The 20,653-nt window shown below is 71.2% G+C and carries 16 protein-coding genes; 13 read left to right on the forward strand and 3 right to left on the reverse strand.

Annotated features, from left to right (window positions below; all coding sequences use genetic code 11):
• Positions 1-50: 50 nt before the first annotated feature.
• Both ABD932_RS03665 and ABD932_RS03670 read right to left on the reverse strand, forming a co-directional pair.
• Entirely contained in the window at positions 51-1,649 is a 1,599-nt protein-coding gene (locus ABD932_RS03665; protein ID WP_345008603.1) for an MFS transporter, read from the reverse strand.
• A gap of 90 nt (positions 1,650-1,739) precedes the next feature.
• Positions 1,740-2,327, reverse strand: a complete 588-nt coding sequence (locus ABD932_RS03670; RefSeq protein ID WP_345008604.1) for an NADPH-dependent FMN reductase — start codon at positions 2,325-2,327, stop codon at positions 1,740-1,742.
• A gap of 138 nt (positions 2,328-2,465) precedes the next feature.
• On the opposite strand from ABD932_RS03670, the gene ABD932_RS03675 reads away from it, so the two are divergent.
• The 8 genes from ABD932_RS03675 (at position 2,466) to ABD932_RS03710 (ending at position 13,914) form a co-directional block, all read left to right on the forward strand.
• Positions 2,466-5,744 (forward strand): AfsR/SARP family transcriptional regulator, encoded by a 3,279-nt coding sequence (locus ABD932_RS03675; protein WP_345008605.1) that lies wholly within the window; start codon positions 2,466-2,468, stop codon positions 5,742-5,744.
• Positions 5,745-5,757: 13 nt separating this feature from the next.
• Positions 5,758-6,012: a hypothetical protein gene (locus tag ABD932_RS03680; RefSeq protein ID WP_345008606.1), complete on the forward strand. Its 255-nt coding sequence runs from the start codon at positions 5,758-5,760 to the stop codon at positions 6,010-6,012.
• 178 nt (positions 6,013-6,190) lie between these two features.
• Entirely contained in the window at positions 6,191-7,762 is a 1,572-nt protein-coding gene (locus ABD932_RS03685) for an aspartate aminotransferase family protein (protein WP_345008607.1), read from the forward strand.
• 183 nt (positions 7,763-7,945) lie between these two features.
• Complete coding sequence (locus ABD932_RS03690; RefSeq protein ID WP_345008608.1) at positions 7,946-9,535, forward strand: aspartate aminotransferase family protein; 1,590 nt, start codon at positions 7,946-7,948, stop codon at positions 9,533-9,535.
• 195 nt (positions 9,536-9,730) lie between these two features.
• Positions 9,731-11,986, forward strand: a complete 2,256-nt coding sequence (locus ABD932_RS03695; protein WP_345008609.1) for an ATP-binding protein — start codon at positions 9,731-9,733, stop codon at positions 11,984-11,986.
• Positions 11,987-12,084: 98 nt separating this feature from the next.
• Positions 12,085-12,621 carry a flavin reductase family protein gene (locus ABD932_RS03700; RefSeq protein WP_345008610.1) on the forward strand — a complete coding sequence of 179 codons (537 nt, stop codon included), beginning with the start codon at positions 12,085-12,087 and terminating at the stop codon, positions 12,619-12,621.
• On the forward strand, positions 12,618-13,085 hold the full coding sequence (locus ABD932_RS03705; protein ID WP_345008611.1) for a hypothetical protein: 468 nt from the start codon (positions 12,618-12,620) through the stop codon (positions 13,083-13,085). Before ABD932_RS03700 ends, ABD932_RS03705 begins: the two co-directional genes overlap by 4 nt.
• A 58-nt stretch (positions 13,086-13,143) precedes the next feature.
• Positions 13,144-13,914: an SDR family oxidoreductase gene (locus ABD932_RS03710; RefSeq protein WP_345008612.1), complete on the forward strand. Its 771-nt coding sequence runs from the start codon at positions 13,144-13,146 to the stop codon at positions 13,912-13,914.
• A gap of 68 nt (positions 13,915-13,982) precedes the next feature.
• On the opposite strand, the gene ABD932_RS03715 is transcribed toward ABD932_RS03710, so the two are convergent.
• Positions 13,983-14,897, reverse strand: coding sequence for a ScbA/BarX family gamma-butyrolactone biosynthesis protein (locus ABD932_RS03715; RefSeq protein ID WP_345008613.1), 915 nt, complete (start codon positions 14,895-14,897; stop codon positions 13,983-13,985).
• Between the two features lie 125 nt (positions 14,898-15,022).
• Between ABD932_RS03715 and ABD932_RS03720 the strand changes: the two genes are divergently transcribed.
• The 5 genes from ABD932_RS03720 (at position 15,023) to ABD932_RS03740 (ending at position 20,615) form a co-directional block, all read left to right on the forward strand.
• Complete coding sequence (locus ABD932_RS03720) at positions 15,023-15,658, forward strand: ScbR family autoregulator-binding transcription factor (RefSeq protein ID WP_345008614.1); 636 nt, start codon at positions 15,023-15,025, stop codon at positions 15,656-15,658.
• 452 nt (positions 15,659-16,110) lie between these two features.
• On the forward strand, positions 16,111-17,229 hold the full coding sequence (locus ABD932_RS03725) for an IS701 family transposase (protein WP_345008615.1): 1,119 nt from the start codon (positions 16,111-16,113) through the stop codon (positions 17,227-17,229).
• A 151-nt stretch (positions 17,230-17,380) separates the two neighbouring features.
• Positions 17,381-18,226 carry an AfsR/SARP family transcriptional regulator gene (locus ABD932_RS03730; protein WP_345008616.1) on the forward strand — a complete coding sequence of 282 codons (846 nt, stop codon included), beginning with the start codon at positions 17,381-17,383 and terminating at the stop codon, positions 18,224-18,226.
• Between the two features lie 202 nt (positions 18,227-18,428).
• A complete protein-coding gene (locus tag ABD932_RS03735) occupies positions 18,429-19,607 on the forward strand; it encodes an acyl-CoA dehydrogenase family protein (protein WP_345008617.1) in 1,179 nt (392 codons plus the stop codon).
• 108 nt (positions 19,608-19,715) lie between these two features.
• The gene (locus tag ABD932_RS03740; RefSeq protein ID WP_345008618.1) at positions 19,716-20,615 is read left to right on the forward strand and encodes an NAD(P)-dependent oxidoreductase; all 900 of its coding nucleotides are present in this window, start codon (positions 19,716-19,718) and stop codon (positions 20,613-20,615) included.
• Positions 20,616-20,653: the final 38 nt, after the last annotated feature.

The following is a 20,653-nucleotide window of genomic DNA, read 5'->3' on the forward strand; positions in this document are numbered from 1 at the left end:
CGGTCGAGTTGATCGACCGGGCCGCCCCGCGAACTTCTTCGCGCCGAGCCTCAGCGCCCTTCCCCGGCGGTCGCCGGTTCCGCCGGCGACGTGGGCACGCCTGTCTCGTCGGCGTCGGCGGCCTCCTCGTCGCCGCCCGCCGGGACGTGCCGCAGCAGCACCATCGCGGCGATGGCCATCACCGCGACGATCGCTCCCGCGAGACCGCTCGCGAGGTTCAGCCCGTTGGTGAACGCCTCCCGGGCCTGGTCCAGGAGCTCGGGGCTCACCGAGGCGGACACGGCGTCGGCGCCCGCGAGGGTGTCGCGCACCGTGCTCTCGACCGACGCCGGGAGGTCCTGCGGCAGCGCACCGCTGATCTCGTCCCGGTACACGGCGGTCACGACACTGCCCAGTCCGGCGATGCCCAGCCCGATGCCGAACTCCATGGCCGTCTCCGACATCGCCGCGGCCGAACCGGCCTTCTCCGGCGGGGCGGAGCCGACGACCAGGTCCGTGCCGAGCACCATCATCGGGCTGATGCCGGTGTAGATGAGCACGAAGCCGGTCACCAGCAGCGGCAGCCCGTCGACGCTGTCGACCATGGCGATCAGGGCGTACCCCAGCACCGACAGGAACAGCGCACCGCCGACGACGAACCCGGGACGCACCTTGGCGGCGATCGCGGGCGTCAGCGACGACGCCACGATCAGCGCACCGGCCGCGGGCAGCAGCCACAGACCCGCCTTGATCGGCGACTGGCCCGCCACCAACTGGAGGTACTGCGTGATGAACAGGTACAGCCCGCCCATGAGGCCGAGACCGAGCAGCAGCACCAGCAGCGCCGCGGTGAACGCCCGGTTCGTGAACAGCCGCAGGTCGAGCAGCGGGTCGGCCAGCTTGCGCTGACGCTGCACGAAGACCACGCCGAAGACCACACCGACCAGGAGGGTGCCGATCGCGACGGCGTCGACCCCGTGCTCGGCCAGGCGCTTGATGCCGTAGATCACCGGCAGCACCGTGACCAGGGACAGCGCCACGCTGGCCAGGTCGATGCGGCCCGCGTCCGTGTCCTTGTACTCGGGGAGCAGCAGCGGCGTCGCCACCAGGAGCACCACCATCACCGGCACGGCGAGCAGGAACACCGAACCCCACCAGAACCACTCCAGCAGCGCCCCGCCCAGCACCGGACCGACGGCGATACCGACCGAGAAGCAGGTCACCCACACACTGATGGCGACGCCGCGCTGACGGGGGTCCTGGAACATGTTGCTGATCAGCGCCAGCGTCGACGGCATCAGCGTGGCGCCGGTGATACCGAGCAGCGCGCGGGCCGCGATCAGCATCTCCGGGCTGGTGGCCGTCGCGGCGAGGACCGAGGCGAGACCGAAGCCGAGCGCGCCGATCATCAGCAGCTTGCGCCGGCCGATGCGGTCACCCAGCGTGCCCGCGGTCACCAGGAAACCGGCGATCATGAAGCCGTAGATGTCGACGGTCCACAGCAGTTCGGTGCTGCTCGGATTGAGGTCCGCGCTGATGTGCGGGACCGCGAGGTTCAGCACGGTCGCGTCGAGGGCCAGCAGGATCGTGGGGAGCGTGAGCACGAAGAGCCCGAGCCACTCCCGTGGGCCGGCCCTGAGGTCCGCGGAGGCCTGGGTATCTGTCGTCATGGGGGAACCCTCCATGGTTCGTGGGTCGTTGCACCCCGGTGGTCCGGGGCAGGGGACGGGGGCGGGGCACCGGCGTGGGCACCCCGGGGGTCAGGACTCGTACGGACGGGTGCCGCGGGCGTCGTGCAGGACCCGCGCCCACCAGGTGAGCTGGTCGAGCGTCGTCTTGACGGCGGCCGTGAAACGCGTGGACGTCTTGGGCCAGTGGCCGTCGGCGTCGAACTCGTCCCAGTAGTTGGGGATGCTGATGCCGTCGCGGATCGCGACCGCGTGGACCTCGGTGAAGGCGCTGCGCAGTTGCTCGGTGGCGTGCAGCCCGCCGGACGGACCGCCGTAGGACAGGAACGCGACCGGTTTGGCCTTCCATTCGTCCAGGTACCAGTCGATGGCGGTCTTGAGCGGTGCGGGGAAGCTGCGGTTGTACTCCGGGGTCACGACGACGAAGGCGTCGGCGGCCGCGAGCCGAGGAGCCAGCTCCGCCACGGGTGGGGGCAGCTCCTCGCACTCGTCACCGAGCGTGTCGGGCAGGTTCGTGTCGGCCAGGTCGATCAGGTCGACGTCGAAGTCCCTGCGCCGGCGGGCGTGCCCGGTGAACCACCGGGCCGCGGTGGGACCGAAGCGACCCCGGCGCGTACTGCCGATGATGATCGCCAACCGCAGAGGGCCGTTGTCTGACATCGGATGCTCCTGCGCCGGGTCGGCGGCTGCCGACGGTGGTGGACGTGTCCCAGCCTGCGGCGGGGCACTCACGGCCCGCTCACGGTCCGCTCACGGTCGACTCCCGGCACGTCACGGGGCTGCGTTAACGTGACGCCCATGCGATTCGGAGTGCTGGGGCCACTGGCCGTGTGGCGGGCGGACGGCGGCCTCGTCACCGTGCCCGGGCTCAAGACCCGAGCGCTGCTGGCCGCTCTGCTGTCGCACGAGGGCCGCCCGGTGTCCGCGGACCGGCTCGTCGACGAGCTGTGGGACGAGCGGGAGCTCCCGGGCAACCCCTCGGCCGCCCTCCAGACCAAGATCTGGCAGCTGCGGAAGGTGTTCGAGGACGCGGAGGCGGGCGGCCGCGAGCTGCTGACCCTGCGCGACGACGGCTATCTGCTGCGTACGGAACCCGAGAGCGTCGACATGGACCGGTTCGCGGCCCTGACCGTGCGCGCCCGGACCGCCGACGACGCCCGCACCCGCGCGGCACTCCTCTCCGACGGCCTCGCGCTGTGGCGGGGCGAGGCGTTCTCCGGCTTCGAGGACGCCGCGTTCGCCCGCCCCGTCGTCACCCGCCTCGAAGAGGCCCGCCTCGCCGCCCTCGAAGCGCTCGCCGAGGCCCGGATCGAACTGGGCGAACACCTCGACGTCGCGGGAGAACTGCACGAACTCGTCGTACGCCACCCACTGCGCGAGCGGTTGCGCGCCCTGCAGATGCGCGCGCTCTACGCGGCCGGCCGGGTGAGCGAGGCCCTGGCCTGCTACCAGGAGCTACGTACCCGTCTCGCCGACGAACTGGGCCTGGACCCCAGCCCCGAACTCACCGCCCTGCACCAGGCGATGCTGGAGCGGGACGCGGACCTGGAGGCTCCCTCCACGGCCGTGGCGGCCCCCCGGCGACGCGCCGCCACGAACCTGCCCGCGCCACTGACCGAGCTGGTCGGCCGTGAGGGCGCGGTGGCCGAGGTCAAGGGCCTGTTCGCCACCGCGCGGCACGTGACGCTCACCGGCTCCGGCGGTGTCGGCAAGACCAGGCTCGCGCTGGAGACGGCGGCCCGGCTGGCCGACGACTTCCCCGACGGCGCCTGGCTGGTCGAGCTCGCCGCGCTCGGCCGTACCGCCGGCGCGAACGCGGTGGACCCGGTGGCGGAGGCCGTGATGACGGCACTCGGCATCCGGGAGGAACCGGGGCCCGCCTCCCGCGGTGCGAACGGACCTTCCTCACCCGCCGAGAGCCTGGCCGAGGCGCTCGCCGGCAAACGGCTGCTGCTGCTCCTCGACAACTGCGAGCACATCGTCGACGCGGTCGCCGAACTCGCGGCGCTGCTGCTGAAGCGTTCCCCCGAGCTGCGGCTCCTGGCCACCAGCCAGGAACCGTTCGGGGTCCTCGGCGAGGTGGTGTGGGCGGTGCCCCCGCTGGAGGTGCCCGACCCCGCGCGCGAGGCGGGCCTCGACGAGGTGGCCCGTTCCAGCGCCGTCGAGCTGTTCGTCGCCCGGGCCGCCGCCACGGCACCCGGCTTCACGCTCGACGACGGCAACGCCCGGGACGTGTCGGTGATCTGCCGCCGACTCGACGGGATCCCCCTGGCCCTCGAGCTGGCCGCCACCCGGGTACGGGCCCTCGGGGTGCGAGGGCTGATCACCCGCCTCGACGACCGCTTCCGGCTCCTCGCCACCGGATACCGGGGTGCCCCGCCCCGTCAGCAGACGCTCCGGGCGATGATCGACTGGAGCTGGGACCTGCTGACCGGCCCCGAGCGCGCCGTGCTGCGCCGCCTCGCCGTCCACGCCGAAGGGTGCACACTGGAGGCGGCGGAGGCCGTCTGCGCCGGGGGAGGGGTGCACCCCGACGACGTCCTCGACCTGCTCGCCCGCCTTGTCGCCCGCTCCCTGGTCGTCATGGCCGACAGCGGTGACGAGCCCCGCTACCGGCTTCTCGAATCCGTCGCGGACTACGGTCTGGCCCGCCTGGACGAGGCGGGTGAGAGCGAGGACGTACTGAGGCGCCACCGCCGGTACTACATCGAACTGGCCGAGCGCGCGGCGCCGTTGATGCGGGGCCCTGAGCAGGGGCGCCGGCTGCGCCTCCTGGACGCGGAGGCCGCCAACATCCGCCGGGTGCTCGACCACGCGATCCAGCAGGGCGCCGCCGAGGACGTCCTCAGGCTCGTCAACGCGCTGGTCTGGTACTGGTTCCTGCGCGGCCGGCTCCGCGAGGCGGGCCGCTCGCTGGAGGCGGCGCTCGCCGCGGCGGAGCGGACCGAGGCCCCCCGTGCCTCGGAGACCGTGGCGTCCCTGCGGGCGCGGGCCCGGGCGTGGCGAGCGGGGTTCGCCGTGCTCGTCGGCGACGGCAGCGAACGGACGCAGTACAGCCGGGTCGCGGCGGAGCTGTTCCAGGAGCTGACGGACCCTCGGGAGCGGGCCGGAGCACAGTGGTTCCTCGGCTTCGCCCTGTTCGGCGTCGGCGACCAGGCCGCCAGCGAGGAACTCATCGACCAGGCACTCGAAGGGTTCCAGGCCCTGGGCGACACCTGGGGAACCGCCGCGGCGCTGAGCGTACGGGCCAACCAGGCGCATGTGCGGGGCGACCTCGAACGGCTCGCGCACGACGGGCGGCGCAGCGCCGAGCTCTTCGCCGAACTCGCCGACGGCTGGGGCCGGTTGCAGACCATCGAACCGCTCGCCTCGCTGGCCGAGATGGCCGGCGACTACGAACGCGCGGCGCGCCTCCACCAGGACGGGCTGCGCATGGCCGAGGACCTCGGGTTGTGGCCGGAGGCCGCGGACCGGCTGACCAGCCTGGGCAGCACCGCCATGCTCACCGGCGACCACGCCAGGGCACGGGAGTTCCACCAGCGGGCGCTTCGCCTGGCCGCCGAGCACAACTTCAAGCCGGGGGAGATCCACGCCGAGGTCGGGCTCGGCCTCGGCGCCCGTCGCGAAGGACGGCTCGACGCCGCCGAGGCCCACATGCGCCATGTGCTGCGCTGGCAGACCAAGATGTCCTTCGAGCCCGGCCGTGCGCTCGTACTGGCCGAACTCGGCTTCGCCGCCGAGCAGCGGGGCGACGCGGAACAGGCCCTGAGCCTGCACCAGGAGGGCTGGACCTCGGCCCGCAACACCGGAGACGCCCGGGCCATGGCGCTGGCTCTGGAGGGCCTGGCGGGTGCCCACGCCCTCGCCGGGCGCCACGCGTACGCCGCCCTGCTGCTCGGCGCGGCCCACGCGGCCAGGGACTCCGTGGGCATGCCGCTTCCCCCCGCCGAACGCGGCGATGTCGACCGGATCACGGCGGCGGTGCGGGAGCACCTGGACGAGGACGCCTATCTGGCCGCGTTCCGGCGCGGCACCGGTCTGACGCCCGAGGAGGGGCTGGCCGCGGAACCTCGGTGAGCCGGCCCGGGTCATGGCGCTGGCTCTGGAGGGCCTGGCGGGTGCCCACGCCCTCGCCGGGCGCCACGCGTACGCCGCCCTGCTGCTCGGCGCGGCCCACGCGGCCAGGGACTCCGTGGGCATGCCGCTTCCCCCCGCGGAACGCGGCGATGTCGACCGGATCACGGCGGCGGTGCGGGAGCACTTGGACGAGGACGCCTATCTGGCCGCGTTCCGGCGCGGCACCGGTCTGACGCCCGAGGAGGGACTCTCCGCGGACCCCCGATGACCTGCCCGGGCGGTCCCCACCGCCCGCAGACTGCTCAGTGACCGGCCGATGAGAGGCCGCCCCTAGCCTCACAGAGGCACCGGGACCTCCCCCTCGCACGCGCTTTCCGCCGCCGCGGCAGGGTCCCGCGCGCCCAGGTCCACTGACGCACCATCGGAAAAAGGAAACTGGGGACGAAATGACTGAAGCCGCCGCGCCCGTGCTCGCCGACGCCAACGTGCGACAGATGCTCTCTCCGTTCGGACTCGACGTCGAGTACACCCGAGCCGAGGGCAACGCTCTCCACTACACCGACGAAGAGGGCCGCGAGCACCGGGTCGTGGACTTCGCCTGCGGCTTCGGGTCCCTGATGCTCGGCCACAACAACTCCGAGATCGCCGAGCGTGCCAAGGAGATCCTGGACGCCAAGGTGCCGGTGCACACCCAGCTGGCACAGCACTCGCACACCAACGACCTCGCCCGCGCGCTGAACGAGATCATCGCGCGCGAGCTGCACACCGACGAGCCCTACTACGCCCTCTTCGGCAACTCCGGCGCGGAGGCCGTCGAAATCGCGATCAAGCACGCGGAGTTCGACCGGCTGCAGCGCGCGCGGGAACTCCTCGACGGCGTCGAGGACAACATCGCGACCGCCCGCGACGCCGTGAGCGGCGGGGGCGCGCAGGTGTCGCCCGAGGCCTACGACCTGGCCGGTGTCGCGGGAGGCGCCGGCCTCGAGGACCTGGTCGCCGAGGTCCGGCGGCGCAACGAGGCGGCGGCGGCGACCCCGCCGCTCTTCCTCACCATCGAGGGGTCCTTCCACGGGAAGCTGGCGAGCAGCATCCAGCTCACCTACAACGAGATGTTCCGCCTGCCGTTCAAGTCGCTGTCCGCGCAGGCGCGGTTCGTCCCCGCCGACCAGCCCGACGCACTCGCCAAGATCGTCAGCGACGAGCGCGTCGCGGTGCTCGACCTCGTCGTCGAGGACGGCCTGGTCCGCGTCGTCGAGCGCGACTTCCCCGTCTTCGGTGCCTTCTTCCTGGAGCCCATCCGGGGCGAGGCGGGAATCCGTCCGCTCAGCGAGGAGTTCGCGCGGACCATCCAGCAGGTCTGCGCCGAGCTGGGCTGCCCGGTCGTCTCCGACGAGATCCAGTGCGGCACGGGCCGCTCCGGGGCCTTCTTCGCCGCGTCGCACATCGGGCTGCGCGGCGACTACATCATCCTCGCCAAGAGCCTGGCCGGCGGTATCGCCAAGACCGGCGTCGTGCTCGTCCGGGAGGGCCGCTACCGCAACGACTTCGAGCTCATCCACAGCTCGACCTTCGGCAAGGACAGCTTCTCCTCCCTGATCGCCCTCAAGGTGATCGAGATGCTGGAGGCGGACGGCGGGGCGGCGTACCGCGCCGCCGAGGAGCGCGGCGCCAAGCTGAAGACCATGCTCGAAGCGGTCCGCGCCGACTTCCCCGACGTCGTCAAGGACGTGCGCGGCCGGGGCCTGATGCTGGGGCTGGAGTTCCACGACCAGTCGGAGGCCGCCTCCGAGATCATTCGCGAGCAGACCCAGCACGGCTACATCGGCTTCGCCGTCGCCGGCTACCTCCTGCGCAACCACGGCATCCGTACCTTCACCACCGCGAGCGCCCTGCACACGTTCCGGTTCGAGCCGTCCATCTACCTCGGCGACGAGGACATCGCCCAGCTGGAGACGGCCCTGCGCGCCGTGTGCGGCGTCCTGCGGCGCCAGGACGAGAAGGGGTTCGCCGTCGTCTGACGGACGGAGCGACACCTCCAGGGCCGGCACGGGCCGGCGAGCCGAGCGAGTGGGGCACGGCCGACCGGGGACGGACGGCCGTGCCCCACTTCCGTCGTGCGCGGCGCCGTCGGCCGCGCAGCCCCGCCGCACCGCAACCGAACAGCCGGGGCCCAACGCCCCCCGGATCCCAAGGGAGTCGACATGAACGCCACAGCCTCCGAAGCCGGTCTCGCGGAACCCCACCTCGCCGAGGTGCTGGCCGCCGTCGGACTCGACGTCGAGTACGTCCGGGCGGAGGGCAACACCCTCTACCGACTCGACGAGGAACAGCGCGAGGTCCCCGTACTCGATTTCGTGGGGGGCTTCGGGTCGCTGATCCTCGGGCACAACCACCCCGAGATCGTGACCTTCGCCCAGGACCTGCTCCGCTCACAGCTCCCGATCCACGCGCAGTTCTCGCGGGCCCCGCACGCCAACCGGCTGGCCGCCGCCCTCAACTCCGTACTGCGCCGCGAACTGGGCGACGACGAGCGCTACTTCGCGATCTTCGCCAACAGCGGTGCGGAGGCGGTCGAGGCGGCCGTCAAGCACGCCGAGTTCGACCGGATGCTCAAGGTGGCCGCCCTGAGCGAGGAGATCAACGACCACGTCGCGCGGGTACGCGCCCTGGTACGGGACGGCCTCGTCGTGCCGGCGGCGGGCGCCCACGAGAGGTTCGGCGACGCGGACCACTCCGGTGACCCGGTGCGGGACATCGAGGAGCTGATCGCCCGCGTCGACCGCTGGAACGCCCCGCGGCTGTCCAGGGCCCCCCTCTTCCTCGCTCCCGAAGGCGCCTTCCACGGCAAGCTCGTGGGCAGTGTGCAGCTCACCCACAACGAGGCCTTCCGTACGCCCTTCAAGGCGCTGGCCGCGCAGGCCCGCTTCGTCCCCCTCGACCAGCCGGAAGCCATCCGCAAGACTATCGACGCCGAGCGGACCGTGCTCCTCGACCTGGCCGTCGAGGACGGCACCGTCACCGTGGTCGAGCGGGAGTTCCCCGTCTTCTGCGCCTTCGTCCTGGAACCCATTCAGGGGGAGGGCGGCATCAACGTGGTCAGCCGGGAGTTCGCCGAGGCGGTCAGGGAGGCCTGCGACGCGATCGACTGCCCCGTCGTCGTCGACGAGATCCAGAGCGGCATGGGGCGCTCGGGCGCGTTCCTCGCCAGCTCGCTCATCGGGCTGCGCGGTGACTACTACACCCTCGCCAAGAGCCTGGGCGGCGGCGTCGCCAAGACGTCGGTCGCGCTGATCCGGGAGTCCCGCTACCGCAAGGAGTTCGAGCTCGTCCACAGTTCGACCTTCGCCAAGGACGGATTCTCCAGCCTCGTCGCGCTCAAGGTGCTGGAACTCCTGGAGTCCGACGACGGCCGGCTGTACCGCGTCGTCGAGGAGCGCGGCAGGAGCCTGAGGACGATGCTCGACGCGGTCAGGGCCGAGTTTCCCGACATCCTCAAGGACGTGCGCGGCGCCGGTCTGATGCTGGGCGTGGAGTTCCAGGACCAGTCGGGGTCCACCGCCGCGACCATCCAGGGGCTGGCCCGCTCCGGCTTCCTCGGCTACGCCGTGGCCGGGTACCTGCTGCGCGGCCACGGCGTCCGTCTCTTCCCGACCGGCAGCGCCGCCAACACGCTGCGCCTGGAGCCGTCCGCCGGACTGACCGACGCCGAGATCGCCCAGCTGGAAGCGGCCCTCAAGGACGTCTGCGCCGTTCTGCGCGACCAGGACGAGGGTCGCTTCATGGGCGCCTGACCTCCGCTCTCCCCGTCCGTGACGCCACGGCCCGAAGCGGCCCTGCTGACATGACCAGGGCCGCTTTGTCCGAGGTTTGTGTGAGCTTGGACCGCGGCGCAGCAGCATGGTGGCCGGATCCTGGCAGTCCTGGGCCGCGGTGTTCGCACCGTGCCCCGGCGGCCGGTGCCGACGATGCGTTCGGATGGGGGAGTCATGGAGTTTCGTGTACTGGGGCCGCTCGAGGTCGTTCACGAGGGCAGGCCGGTGGAGTTGAGAGGAACCAAACAGCGGGGCACGCTGGGTTGCCTGCTGCTCCAGGCCAACCGGGTCGTACCGACGAGTCGGCTGCTGAACGCCCTGTGGCCCGACGACAACGCGCCGACGACGGCCCGCAAGATCCTGCAGAACGCGGTGTACGGACTGCGCGGAGTCCTCTCCACCGGGCCGGACGACGCCCCTGGCGCCGCGACCCTGCTGACCCAGCCGCCCGGCTACATGCTGCGCGTGGCACCCGAGCAGGTGGACCTGCACCTGTTCCATCGGTGGGTCGGCGAGGGCCGCGACAAGCGTGCGCAGGGCGCCCCGGCCGAGGCGGCCGTGCTGCTGCGCGACGCGCTGGACCTGTGGCGCGGCTCCGCCCTGGCGGACCTCGTGGAGGCCGGCATCGAGTGGCCGGAGCTGGCCTCCCTGCAGAACACCCGGCTGGACGTGACGGAGGACTACTTCGACGCGCAGCTCAGCTGCGGCCGTCACCACGCGGTCCTCGCGGAGTTGGAGACCATGGTGGCCGCCGAGCCACTGCGGGAACGGTCCTGCGGTCAGCTGATGCTGGCCCTGTACCGCTGCGGCCGGCAGGCGGACGCGCTCAACGTGTTCAGCCGTGTGCGGTCGCTGCTGATCGAGAACCTGGGTCTGGAACCCGGTCATGCCATCCAGGAGCTGCAACGCTCCATCCTGACCCAGGACCCGCTGCTGTCCCTGGACCCGGCTCCGGCCCGCTCGGAGCCGGTACGCATGACGACGGTCCCGCGTCAGGGAACCCGTTCCGAGCCGGTGGGCCCGAGCGTGACACGCACCGAGCCGTCCCGCCCGGAGACCGGGCACCGTCCCGCCGAGCGCACCGGCGCACCGGCCGAAGCCCGCGCGGAGGCCGCCCCGCAGCACTCAGGGATGGAGCGCCGCCTCGTCACCGTCGTGTCGGTCCGCACCCGGCTCACCCCCTCCCTGGGAGACGGCGCCGGTGACGGCGTGGACGACCTGCTGGACGCCGCCGTGACGATGGTCCGGGGACAGGTCGAGCGGCACGGCGGCACCGTGACGGCCTCGATGGGCTCCGTCACGCAGGCGCTGTTCGGGCTCGACGGCCCGGACGACGCGGGCGCGGACCAGGCCGTGCCCGCAGCGCTGGCGATCCGCGATGTCCTCGAAGCGCGCGGGGGTCGCGAGGCCGGCCCGCCACCGTTGTCGGTCCGTGCCTCGGTCATGACGGGCGAGGTGCTGCTGCGGTACTCCGGCAAGGGCGAGGCGCCCACGGCCGTAGGCGCGGTGCTGGACGAGTCGCAGTGCCTGCTGTCCGACATGACCGACGGTCAGGTGCTGGTCAGCGACACGGTCCGCCGGGCGACCGAGGACTCCGTCTCCTACCGTCCCGCGGACGCCCGGCCGTCCTACTGGCTCGCCGTCGGACACCGGGCGGCGCGGCAGCAGACCGGCGCGGAGGACCCGGAAACGGCGTACGAACTCGACCTGCTGTGCGGGCTGGCCAAGCGCAGCCGGGAACGGGGGATACCGCACGTGGTGACGGTGCTGGGGGAGTCCGGTGCCGGCAAGAGCCGCCTGCTGCGGGAGTTCGGGAGCAGGCTGGGCTCCCGTCCGGGCGCTGCCACGGTCCTGACGGGCCGTACCCCGGCCGCGCCCACCGAGCACCCTCTGAAGGCCCAGGCGCAGATCCTGGCCGCCTACTGCGGTATCCGGCCCGGCGACGACCCGGAGTCGGCCCGGTCCGCACTCGACGCCCAGGTGCGCTTCCTGTTCCGTTCCGACCGGACCGCGCGCCGGATCGGGTCCTGCCTGATACCCCTGCTGGATGCTCGGGCCGACGCCGTGGCATCGGCGGTGCCCGCGGCCGAGACCCTGGCCGCCTGGCGGGACTTCTTCCAGGAGGCGGCACAGCACCAGGCGGTCGTGCTGTGCGTCGACGACCTGCACCGGGCGGACACACGTGTCCTGGATGTCGTGGAGGAACTGGCCGAGTCCGCCGGGCCGGTCCCCCTCTTCGTGGTCGTCTCGGCCAGCCCCGAACTGCTGCTGCGCAGGCCTGCCTGGGCCGGGGGCAAGAGCCACGCGACCACCCTCACCCTGGGCCGGGCCGAGGAGGCCACCACCAGCAGGCAGCTGGTGGAGTTCCTCCGGTCGGCCGCGCGTGAGCTGCGCGAGGTGGGGGACGCCTACACACCCGCGGCCGGCTGAACCGACACAGGGCCGCTGTGCAGGCGGTTACCTGTGAATGAGCGTTCAGGGATTTACCCGCCCTATGTTCGGAGTATCAGACTCCTGAAGGGTTCGGCATGATTTCTGTATCCACTGACGAGATTGCCAACCGGATTCCGATGACACCGTCATCCCTGCGGGAATCGATGGCGCGCTTCGCCACCGGTGTCATCGTGCTCAGCGTGGGCGGAGACGACATCCACGGAATGACCGCAAACGCTTTCACCTCGGTATCGCTCGACCCGCCCACGGTGCTGTGCTGCGTGGCCCACAGCGCGGTGATGCACAAGGCACTGCTGGCGCAGAAGCGGTTCGCCGTCTCCGTCCTGGGATCGGACCAGGAGGAGCTGGCCCGTCATTTCGCCGACAAGCGGCGCCCTTTGGGGCCGGAGCAGTTCCACCGAGTCGAATGGGAACCGGGCGAGTTCACCCAAGCCCCTTTGCTGCACGGTGCACTGGCCTGGCTGGAGTGCGAACTCACCGAGTTCCATGACTCCGGCGACCACTCGATATTCCTCGGGACCGTGATCAACTCGAGCAAGAGCGCCGACGGCTCCGGACTGCTCTTCTTCGACGGGGCGTTCCAGGGGACCGGATCAGCCGACGCGTCATGAGCGTCCCCGAAACGGCCATCGGCCAATGGTTCGTCGACGCCCTCAACGAGGGCCTGAACAGGTCGGTTGTACATACGCTGCCGCGCAGGGCGCAGAACGACGATGTCCTGGCCGATCCCTTCGCGGCCGCCGTGCTGAGGCGTTTCGAGGACTGTCTGCCGACCGTGCTCGGCCCCCGGGAACGTGACGACCGGGCCTTGCGCACCGCACTGGTGCGACGGGCCCGGGACCTCCTGACGCGAGCTCTTGCCCCCGTCCCGGAGTCGGCGGGCCGCCCTCCGTTCCCGCCCCGACCGACGCTGCCGGACCGGCAGGAGGCGGTGGTGTCGACCGTGCTCCTGGAATGCGCCGTGACCCTGCTCATGGAGCCCGGGAACTCGCTCGCCCCGCCGCGGGAACGGGTCGCGCTCGTACGCGCGTTGGGGCGTTCGCTGCGTGAATCCCCAATTCCGGATTCCGCGTGAAGACCGCACCCGAGCCCTGCGGCGGAATGCCGTGGCGAATGTCTGCCAGAATCCGCTCATGACCAGTTCTCTTCTTTTGAACAAAGTAGTTCTCGTCACGGGGGCGAGCAGTGGAATCGGTGCGGCGGCCGCGCGTGTCTTCGTCCGGGAAGGCGCCATCGTGGTCCTCACGGCGCGCAGAAAGGACCGGCTGGACACGCTGGTGGATGAACTGCGGGCCGGGGGAGCACAAGCGGCGTCCGTCGTCAGTGACGTGTCGGTGAACGAACAGGCCGCGGCTGCCGTGGATTTCGCACTCGCCGAATACGGACGCCTGGACTCCGCTTTCAACAATGCCGGAACGGGCGGCGACCGCACCCCGCTGCACCTCATGCAGGACGATGTGTACGACGCCATCATGGACGTCAACGTGCGCGGCCTCTGGAACTGCCTGCGCCATGAGATAGCGGCGATGCTGAGGCAGGGGCAGGGCGGGTGCAGCATCGTCAACAACAGCAGCGTCGCGGGACTTGTGGCCATCCCGGCCGCCGCGCCGTACATCGCCTCCAAGCACGCGGTCGTGGGCTTCACACGGGCCGCTGCCGACGAGTACGCCAAACAGGGCATCAGGGTGAACGCCATCGCCCCCGGCACCACCCACAGCGAGATCACGGCGGACTGGTTCGGGCGCAACCCCGGTCTGGAGGGGCTCGTCAACTCCCTCACCCCACAGGGAAGGACGGCGGCGCCCGAGGAGATCGCGGAGGCGGCCGCATGGTTGCTGAGCGACCGCTGCCCGTTCCTCACCGGCGCCGTGGTGCCGGTGGACGGAGGTTTCGTCAACCAGTGACATGACCGGCCGGCCGGGGCCGGGCAGGTGTCCCCCACCGCCCGGCCCCGGCCGTGTCCGTGCCGTGGTTACCCCGCCCGGCCGGTGAACTCGACCCGGAAGGCCTGCTGTTCGCCCTGGATGCCGGTGACGACGAGGCCGAGCGTGTCCGGCCCCTGTGTGGACGGAGGCTCGGCCACGATCCAGCAGGGCTGGTCGAACTCGACGTACTGCTGATAGGTGACCGCGACTCCGGTGGGCTCGAAGCACGCCGGTGTCGCCGCGGCGTGAGCGGCCTGCTGGGCGGCCTCCAGGAGGGCCAGCCCCGGCACATGGTCGACGGGATGGTCGAAGAGCAGCCGGTTGTCCACGTCGTAGCGCAACTGCCAACGCAGCGGCTCGTCGGTGGCGGCGAGGACCACGTCGTCCTTGGTGGGGCGGCAGACGGCGTTCGGTTCGACCGGGTCGGGCACCGGCCACTGTCCCCAGGCGACGTCGAGGTGATCTCCGCGCAGCCGCCGGTACGCGGCCGGCGAGACCCAGCTGAAGACCGAGTCCGCGTGGACCACGGTCTCGCCCTCGTACGCGATGCGGATGTCGAGGTCCAGGCTGTTGCCGGCGGGTTTGCCCGTGTGCCCGGGGCCGGCACCGTCCTTCACGACGACCTCGACGTCCAGTTCGGGCCGCTGGTCGTGCGGCACTCGGAATCCGGGCGCGATGGTGAAGTTGAGATGGTGTAACAGGGTCTGATGGGTGAGTGGTACCCCCCGTTCGGCGTGGCCCACGATCAACCCGCTCTGCCTGATGGTCTGGGTCAGGAGGCGAGGGTCGTAGGGCCACTTCTCGTAGGAGGCCGGCCAACGGGCGGTCAGGTCGAAGCTGTGGTCGGTTATTCGGTGCCAGTCGGTGACGAGCACCGATGAGCCGTGACGCAGATGGGTGTAGGCGGCCAGGCTCTCCGTCGACCCGCGGGCAGGCGGGAGCTGTTCACTGTGCTTGGGCAAGGTTCCCCCAGGTCCATGCGTGGAGCTAGTGAGCTGAACTTGTAAAGTACCGGTCTTCCGGTCGGTTTTTGGGCCTGAGTAAATGTGACTTCAAGCACGAGTAAAGATTTCATCTGGAGGCCACGTTGGCGAGACAGGAACGAGCGATCCGTACCAGGAGGGCGATCCTCGAGGCGGCCTCGGTGTTGTTCAACGAGGTGGGGTACGAGGCGACCACGATCGGCGCCCTCCTGGAGCGCATCGACCTCACCCGGGGCGGCCTCTACTTCCACTTCACCACGAAGGAACAGCTGGCCCGTGCGGTGCTGGACGAGGCCGTGACCCTCGAAGGGGTGCGCCCCCAGGCCTTCAAGCTGCAGGAATGGGTGGACATAGCGCTTCTCCTCGCCCACCGGGTTCCCCGCGAGCCCCTGCTGCGCGCCTCGATACGGCTGTCGGTCGACCCGCTCTCGCGTGCCCTGTTCGGCACCCGGTGGCCGGACTGGGTGGATGTGGGTCAGTCCCTTCTCGTCGAGGCGCAGGAGAAGGGGGAGTTGCTGCCCCACGTGGATCCCGCCGAGACGGCGCGGCTGCTCGTGGGTGCCTGGACCGGGGTGCAGCTGGTCACGGAGGTGCTGCCGGGCCGGACCCTGTCCGAGGAGATCTCCAGCCTGTTCGCGCTGATCCTTCCCAACGTCGCCTCCAGCGGCGTGCTGGCGAGGCTGGACACGTCCCCGTACCGGGCCGAACGCCTGCTGAAGGAGGCGCGCTCCCCCGACTGACGAGTGGGAGCGGGCCCATGTGCCGGCGACGGCGCCGACACGGGACCATAGAACCGGACGAAGCATCGGTTTCTGCCGTTCGCAACCACCCCCGGACCACCGACGAGTCATCGGCTCGCGCCTGTGATCCTCGGTTCAAAGGGGTGGATTCGAACTTGTCTTTGCCTAAGATGCTTACCGTCCGGTTTTTGGGGGCCTCTTGACCCGGCCCTCCCGTCGTGCGGTCCGGCAAGCGCCGAACCCACCCCTCCTGTGACCGATGTTTCGCCTGGCCAGAGGCGATCTTGAGGCCTCGGAGCGGGTGCGCACCGGAACCGGACCACCTGCCGCTTTTCGCGGTGGGACAGGGGGATCAGCGGGCGACCGCGGCGCGGCCGCGGCTACGGCTGCCATCCGCGACAGGGGGATCGATGGACGGAGAGCTGTCTCAATCCACGGGCACGGGGGGCGCGTTGACGCACCCGTCGGCCCACCAGTTCTGCGGTGAGTTCGCGTCACTGCTGTTCGCCTCCCTGCGTCGCAGGGAGCAGCGCCACAAGGCGCGTCAGTACGTCTGCGGCCTGCTCGTCGAGCCGGGGCGCAAGACCCTGCGCAACGTCGCCGCGCAGTTCGAGGGCGCGGGGGCACGCCAGAGCGTCCACCACTTCATCACCGCGTCCTCGTGGGAGTGGATGCCGGTGCGTCACGCCCTCGCCCGAAGTGTGCACGAGGCCTTCGACCCGCTCGCCTGGGTGATCAGCCCCACGATGATCCCAAGGGCCGGCAGCCGCACGATCGGCGTCGACGAGCACTACATGCCGCAGCTGGGGCATGCCGTCAACGGCCAGCGTGCCGTGGGCGCGTGGCTTTCCTCGGGCCGCTGTGCCCTCCCCGTCGGCTGGCGCCTGCTGCTCTCCGACCGCTGGATGCGGGAGCCGCTGCGGCAGCGGGCCGGCATCCCGGCGGGGGCCGCCGCGGGCACTCTCGACGACTGTGTCCGCGGGCTGGTGGCCGACGCCGTTGAGGCCGGCGGGGTCCCCCGCGTCCCGGTGGTGGTGGACGCGGAGCTCGCCGACGCCGTGGGGCTGGCCCGTCATCTCGCCTCCCGGGGCCTCTCCTTCCTCGTGCGGGTCGATCCGGCCGAGCAACTGCGCCTGGACCCCGTCGAGCTGCCCATGTACGGGGGCCGGGAGCGTCCCGCCGGCGAGCTCGTGAAGGCCCTGACCCGCCTCCGGTGGGCGGTGAACCCGGGTGATGGTCCGACTCTGGCCGCCGCCATCCCCGTTGTCGGGCCGCGGGTCCCGCCGTCGACCGGGGGTGCCGGCCTGTTCCTGGTGAGTGAGCGGACCCGGTACGGCCGCTCCGACGGCCGGCTCTGGCTGACGGACTCGCCGCCCGCGGCGCTCGCGTCCGTCCTCGCGCTCACCCGCCTGCCGGACGTGGTGCAGCGGGACTTCGGCACGATCTCGGAGAGTGTCGGCATGAGGGACTTCGCCGGCCGCTCCTTCCCGGGCTGGCACCGGCACGTCACCCTGGCGTCGGTCGCCCACTGCATCGCCGCCTGGCCGATGCGCGCCGCCGTCGGCGTGTGAGGTCGGACACAGAAACAAGATTACCGTCCGGTAACTTGACACTTTCTGCGCCTCGACGGCGCTTCAACTCGAACCATCTTCTTACTGTCGGGAATGCCGCACCAAGTCCCGACGCCCGCCGCAAACGGCCCCGGAACCAGGAGTGCCCGTAGTGCAGATCAGTCTTCTCGGCCCCTTCGAAATAGTCACCGACGACAACCGGACCTTCGCCCCCAACGCACCGAAGCTCTGCCAGATCCTCACCGTGACCGCGCTCCAGCCCCGAGAGGCCGTGGCGACGGGCACCCTCATCAGGGAGCTGTGGGGCGAGGACGCCCCCGCCGCCGCCACCCGGACCCTGCAGACGCACGTCTACCACGCCCGCCGCATGCTCTCCGACATGCAAGTGACCGCACCTGGACGGCAGTTGCTGGCCACCCAGGCGCCCGGTTACCGCATCGACGTCAAGGACGAGGAGGTGGACGCCAGCCGCTTCGAGCGGTTCGTCCAGCGGGCCCAGCGCAAACTCGTCGAGGGCGAACTCCACCGGGCGGCCGAGGACCTGAAGCAGGCCATGTCCCTGTGGCGCGGCCCCGTGTTCAGCAACGTCCCCGCCGGAGACGTACTCGTCGGAGAGGCGGCGCGGCTGGAAGAGCTCAAGATCCGTGCCCTCGAACTGCGGGCCGAGACCGAACTCCGGCTCGGCCGGCACCGGGAGTTCCTCCCCGAGCTGCGGTCGCTGGTCAACAGCCACCCCCTGCACGAATGGCTCCACGGGCAGCTCATCACCGCACTCCACCGCGCGGGCCGCCGGGCCGAGGCCCTGCAGGCCTACCAGAACCTCTACCGCATCCTCAAGCGCGAACTGGGCCTGGCGCCCTCGGTGGAACTCCAGCGTCTCCAGGCGCAGATCCTCAGCGCGGCAGGCCCCGAAGCGCCCCTTCCGCTGCGCCTGCGCATCGACCACCGCCCGGGCACCGTACCCGCCTCCGTGCCCACCACGGCCGTCGCCAGTTGACGCCAGGACCGCAGTGGATGGGCGGTTACCGCACGATGCGCGGGCGGTTCGGCAGGCCCCGTTAGCGTGCACGTACCCCGACTCCGGCGACGCGGAAACCGTCACCGGGACGCGGAGGGACGCGGGACGGCGGCTGTGCCGCCGAACCCCTACGGACGCCCGTATCGCGGCCCCTCAACCCAGACCAGCACAAGGAGACGTGGTGACCACCGCAGCCATCGACGCCGACACCGTCGTGCACGCAGTCCAGGAGATCGTTCCCAAGCTCCGCGAGAACGGACAGCAGGCCGAGGAACAGCGCTGGATCCCGCAGGAGAACATCGACCTCCTGGAGAAGGCCGGCGTGTTCAGCATCGCCACGCCCGGCCGCTTCGGCGGGCTCGACCTGCCGGTCGCCGAACAGACGAGGATCCTGGCGGAGATCGCACGCGGCTGCCCGTCCACGGGATGGGTCGCCTCGGTGTGGGTCTCCAGCACCTGGCTGGCCACCCTGTTCCCGGACCGCGCCCAGGAGGAGATCTTCGCGCAGCCCTCCGTACGCGTCTCCGGCGGCTTCACCCCGACCGGCAGCCTCACGCCGACCGAGGGCGGCTACCTCCTCAACGGCAGCTGGCGCTTCAACACCGGTTGCCGCGGCGCCGACTGGAACATCGCGGCCACCGTCCTGGAGAACCCCGACGGCACGCACGCCGAGGTCATCGCCATCGTGCCCATGTCGGAGTTCACCATCGCCGACGACTGGCACACCTCCGCCGCCTCCGGCACCGGCAGCTCGACCAGCACGGCGAAGGACGTGTTCGTACCCGCCCACCGGGTCGTCGACTTCGGCGAGGCGATCTACAACGTCACCCCCGACCGCACCAACACCGGTGCGAACGGCCGCAACTACGGGCTCTTCGCCTTCGTGATGGCCGAGACCGTGGCGACCTTCCTCGGCACCGCCCAGGGTGCGCTGGAGCTGTTCCTGGAGCGGATCCCCGGCCGTGCCATCGCCTACACCTCCTGGGAGAACCAGGCCGAGCACCCGCTGACCCAGATCCGGGTGGCCGAGGCCGCCAACAAGATCGCTGCCGCGAAGGCCCTCGAGGCCGGGTGGCTGAAGGTCCTTCAGGACCGCGCCGACGCCGGTGAGCAGCCGACGCTGGAGGAGAAGGCCGCCATCCGGGGCCAGGGCGCCTACGCCGTGCAACTCGCCAAGGAAGCCGTCGAGATCCTCTACCGGACCAGCGGCGCCTCGGTCATCCAGCGCAGTGTCCCCCTGCAGCGCTTCTTCCGGGACGTCGAGGGCTTCTCCCTGCACGGCTTCCTGCTGCTGAGCACCAACCTCGAACTGCACGGGCGGGTCCTGCTCGGCCTCGACCCCGACACGCCGCTGCTGTAAGGCCGTCCGGCTGCCGCGCCGTCCGGCACGGCCGGAGGGCACCCCCAGGAACCGTCGCATCGACCACGCACAGCCCCCGCCCCTCGGCTGTGCCGGAGGACTCCGAGTATGAGCACGAACACCGCCCCGACCGCCGGCACCGCGGTCACCGTGATCGGTCTGGGCATGATGGGAACGGCCCTGGCCGACGCGTTCCTCGGCCAGGGCCACCCGACCACCGTGTGGAACCGTTCGCCCCACAAGGCCGAGCAGCTCACCGCCCGGGGCGCCACCGGAGCCGCCACCGTCGGCGAGGCCGTCTCGGACGCCGCCCTCGTGATCGTCTGCCTCTCCAACGACGAGGCCGTGCACCAGGTCCTCGAACCCGAGACCGAGAACCTCAAGGGCCGCGTCCTGGTCAACCTGACGTCGAGCACACCCGAAGAGGCCCGCAACACGGCCGCCTGGGCGGCACAGCACGGCATCGAGTACCTCGACGGCGCGATCATGGCGATCCCGCCGCTGGTCGGACAGCCCCAGGCGCTCATCTTCTACGGCGGCTCGTCCAGGGCGTACGCCGACCACGAGCAGACCCTGCGCGTCCTGGGCGGCGCGACCACCTTCCTCGGCGAGGACACCGGTCTGCCCTCGCTCTACGACGTGGCCCTGCTCGGCATCCTCTGGTCGACCGTGGCCGGCAACATCCACGCCCTGGCCCTCGTCGGCAGCGAAGGCGTCACCGCCGAAGCCTTCCTGCCGTACGCCACCGGCTGGCTCAACCACGTGGCCGTGCCCTTCCTGCCCAGGCTCGCGGAAGAGGTGGACCACAAGCAGTACGCCACGGAGATCTCCACGCTCAACGTCAACAAGGAAGCCATCGCGCACCTGGTGAGCGCCTCCCACTCCCAGGGCGTCAGCCCGGAACTGCTGCTTCCCGTCCAGGCCCTCATAGAACGCCGGGTCGCGCGCGGCCACGGCTCCGACAGCCTGTCGAGCCTCATCGAGGAACTGCGCGACCCCGCCACGTGAGCCGTGCCCGTCCGCACCCCAGATCATCAAGGAGACAC

Source organism: Streptomyces shaanxiensis, assembly GCF_039537145.1.
Classification (GTDB): Bacteria; Actinomycetota; Actinomycetes; order Streptomycetales; family Streptomycetaceae; genus Streptomyces; species Streptomyces shaanxiensis.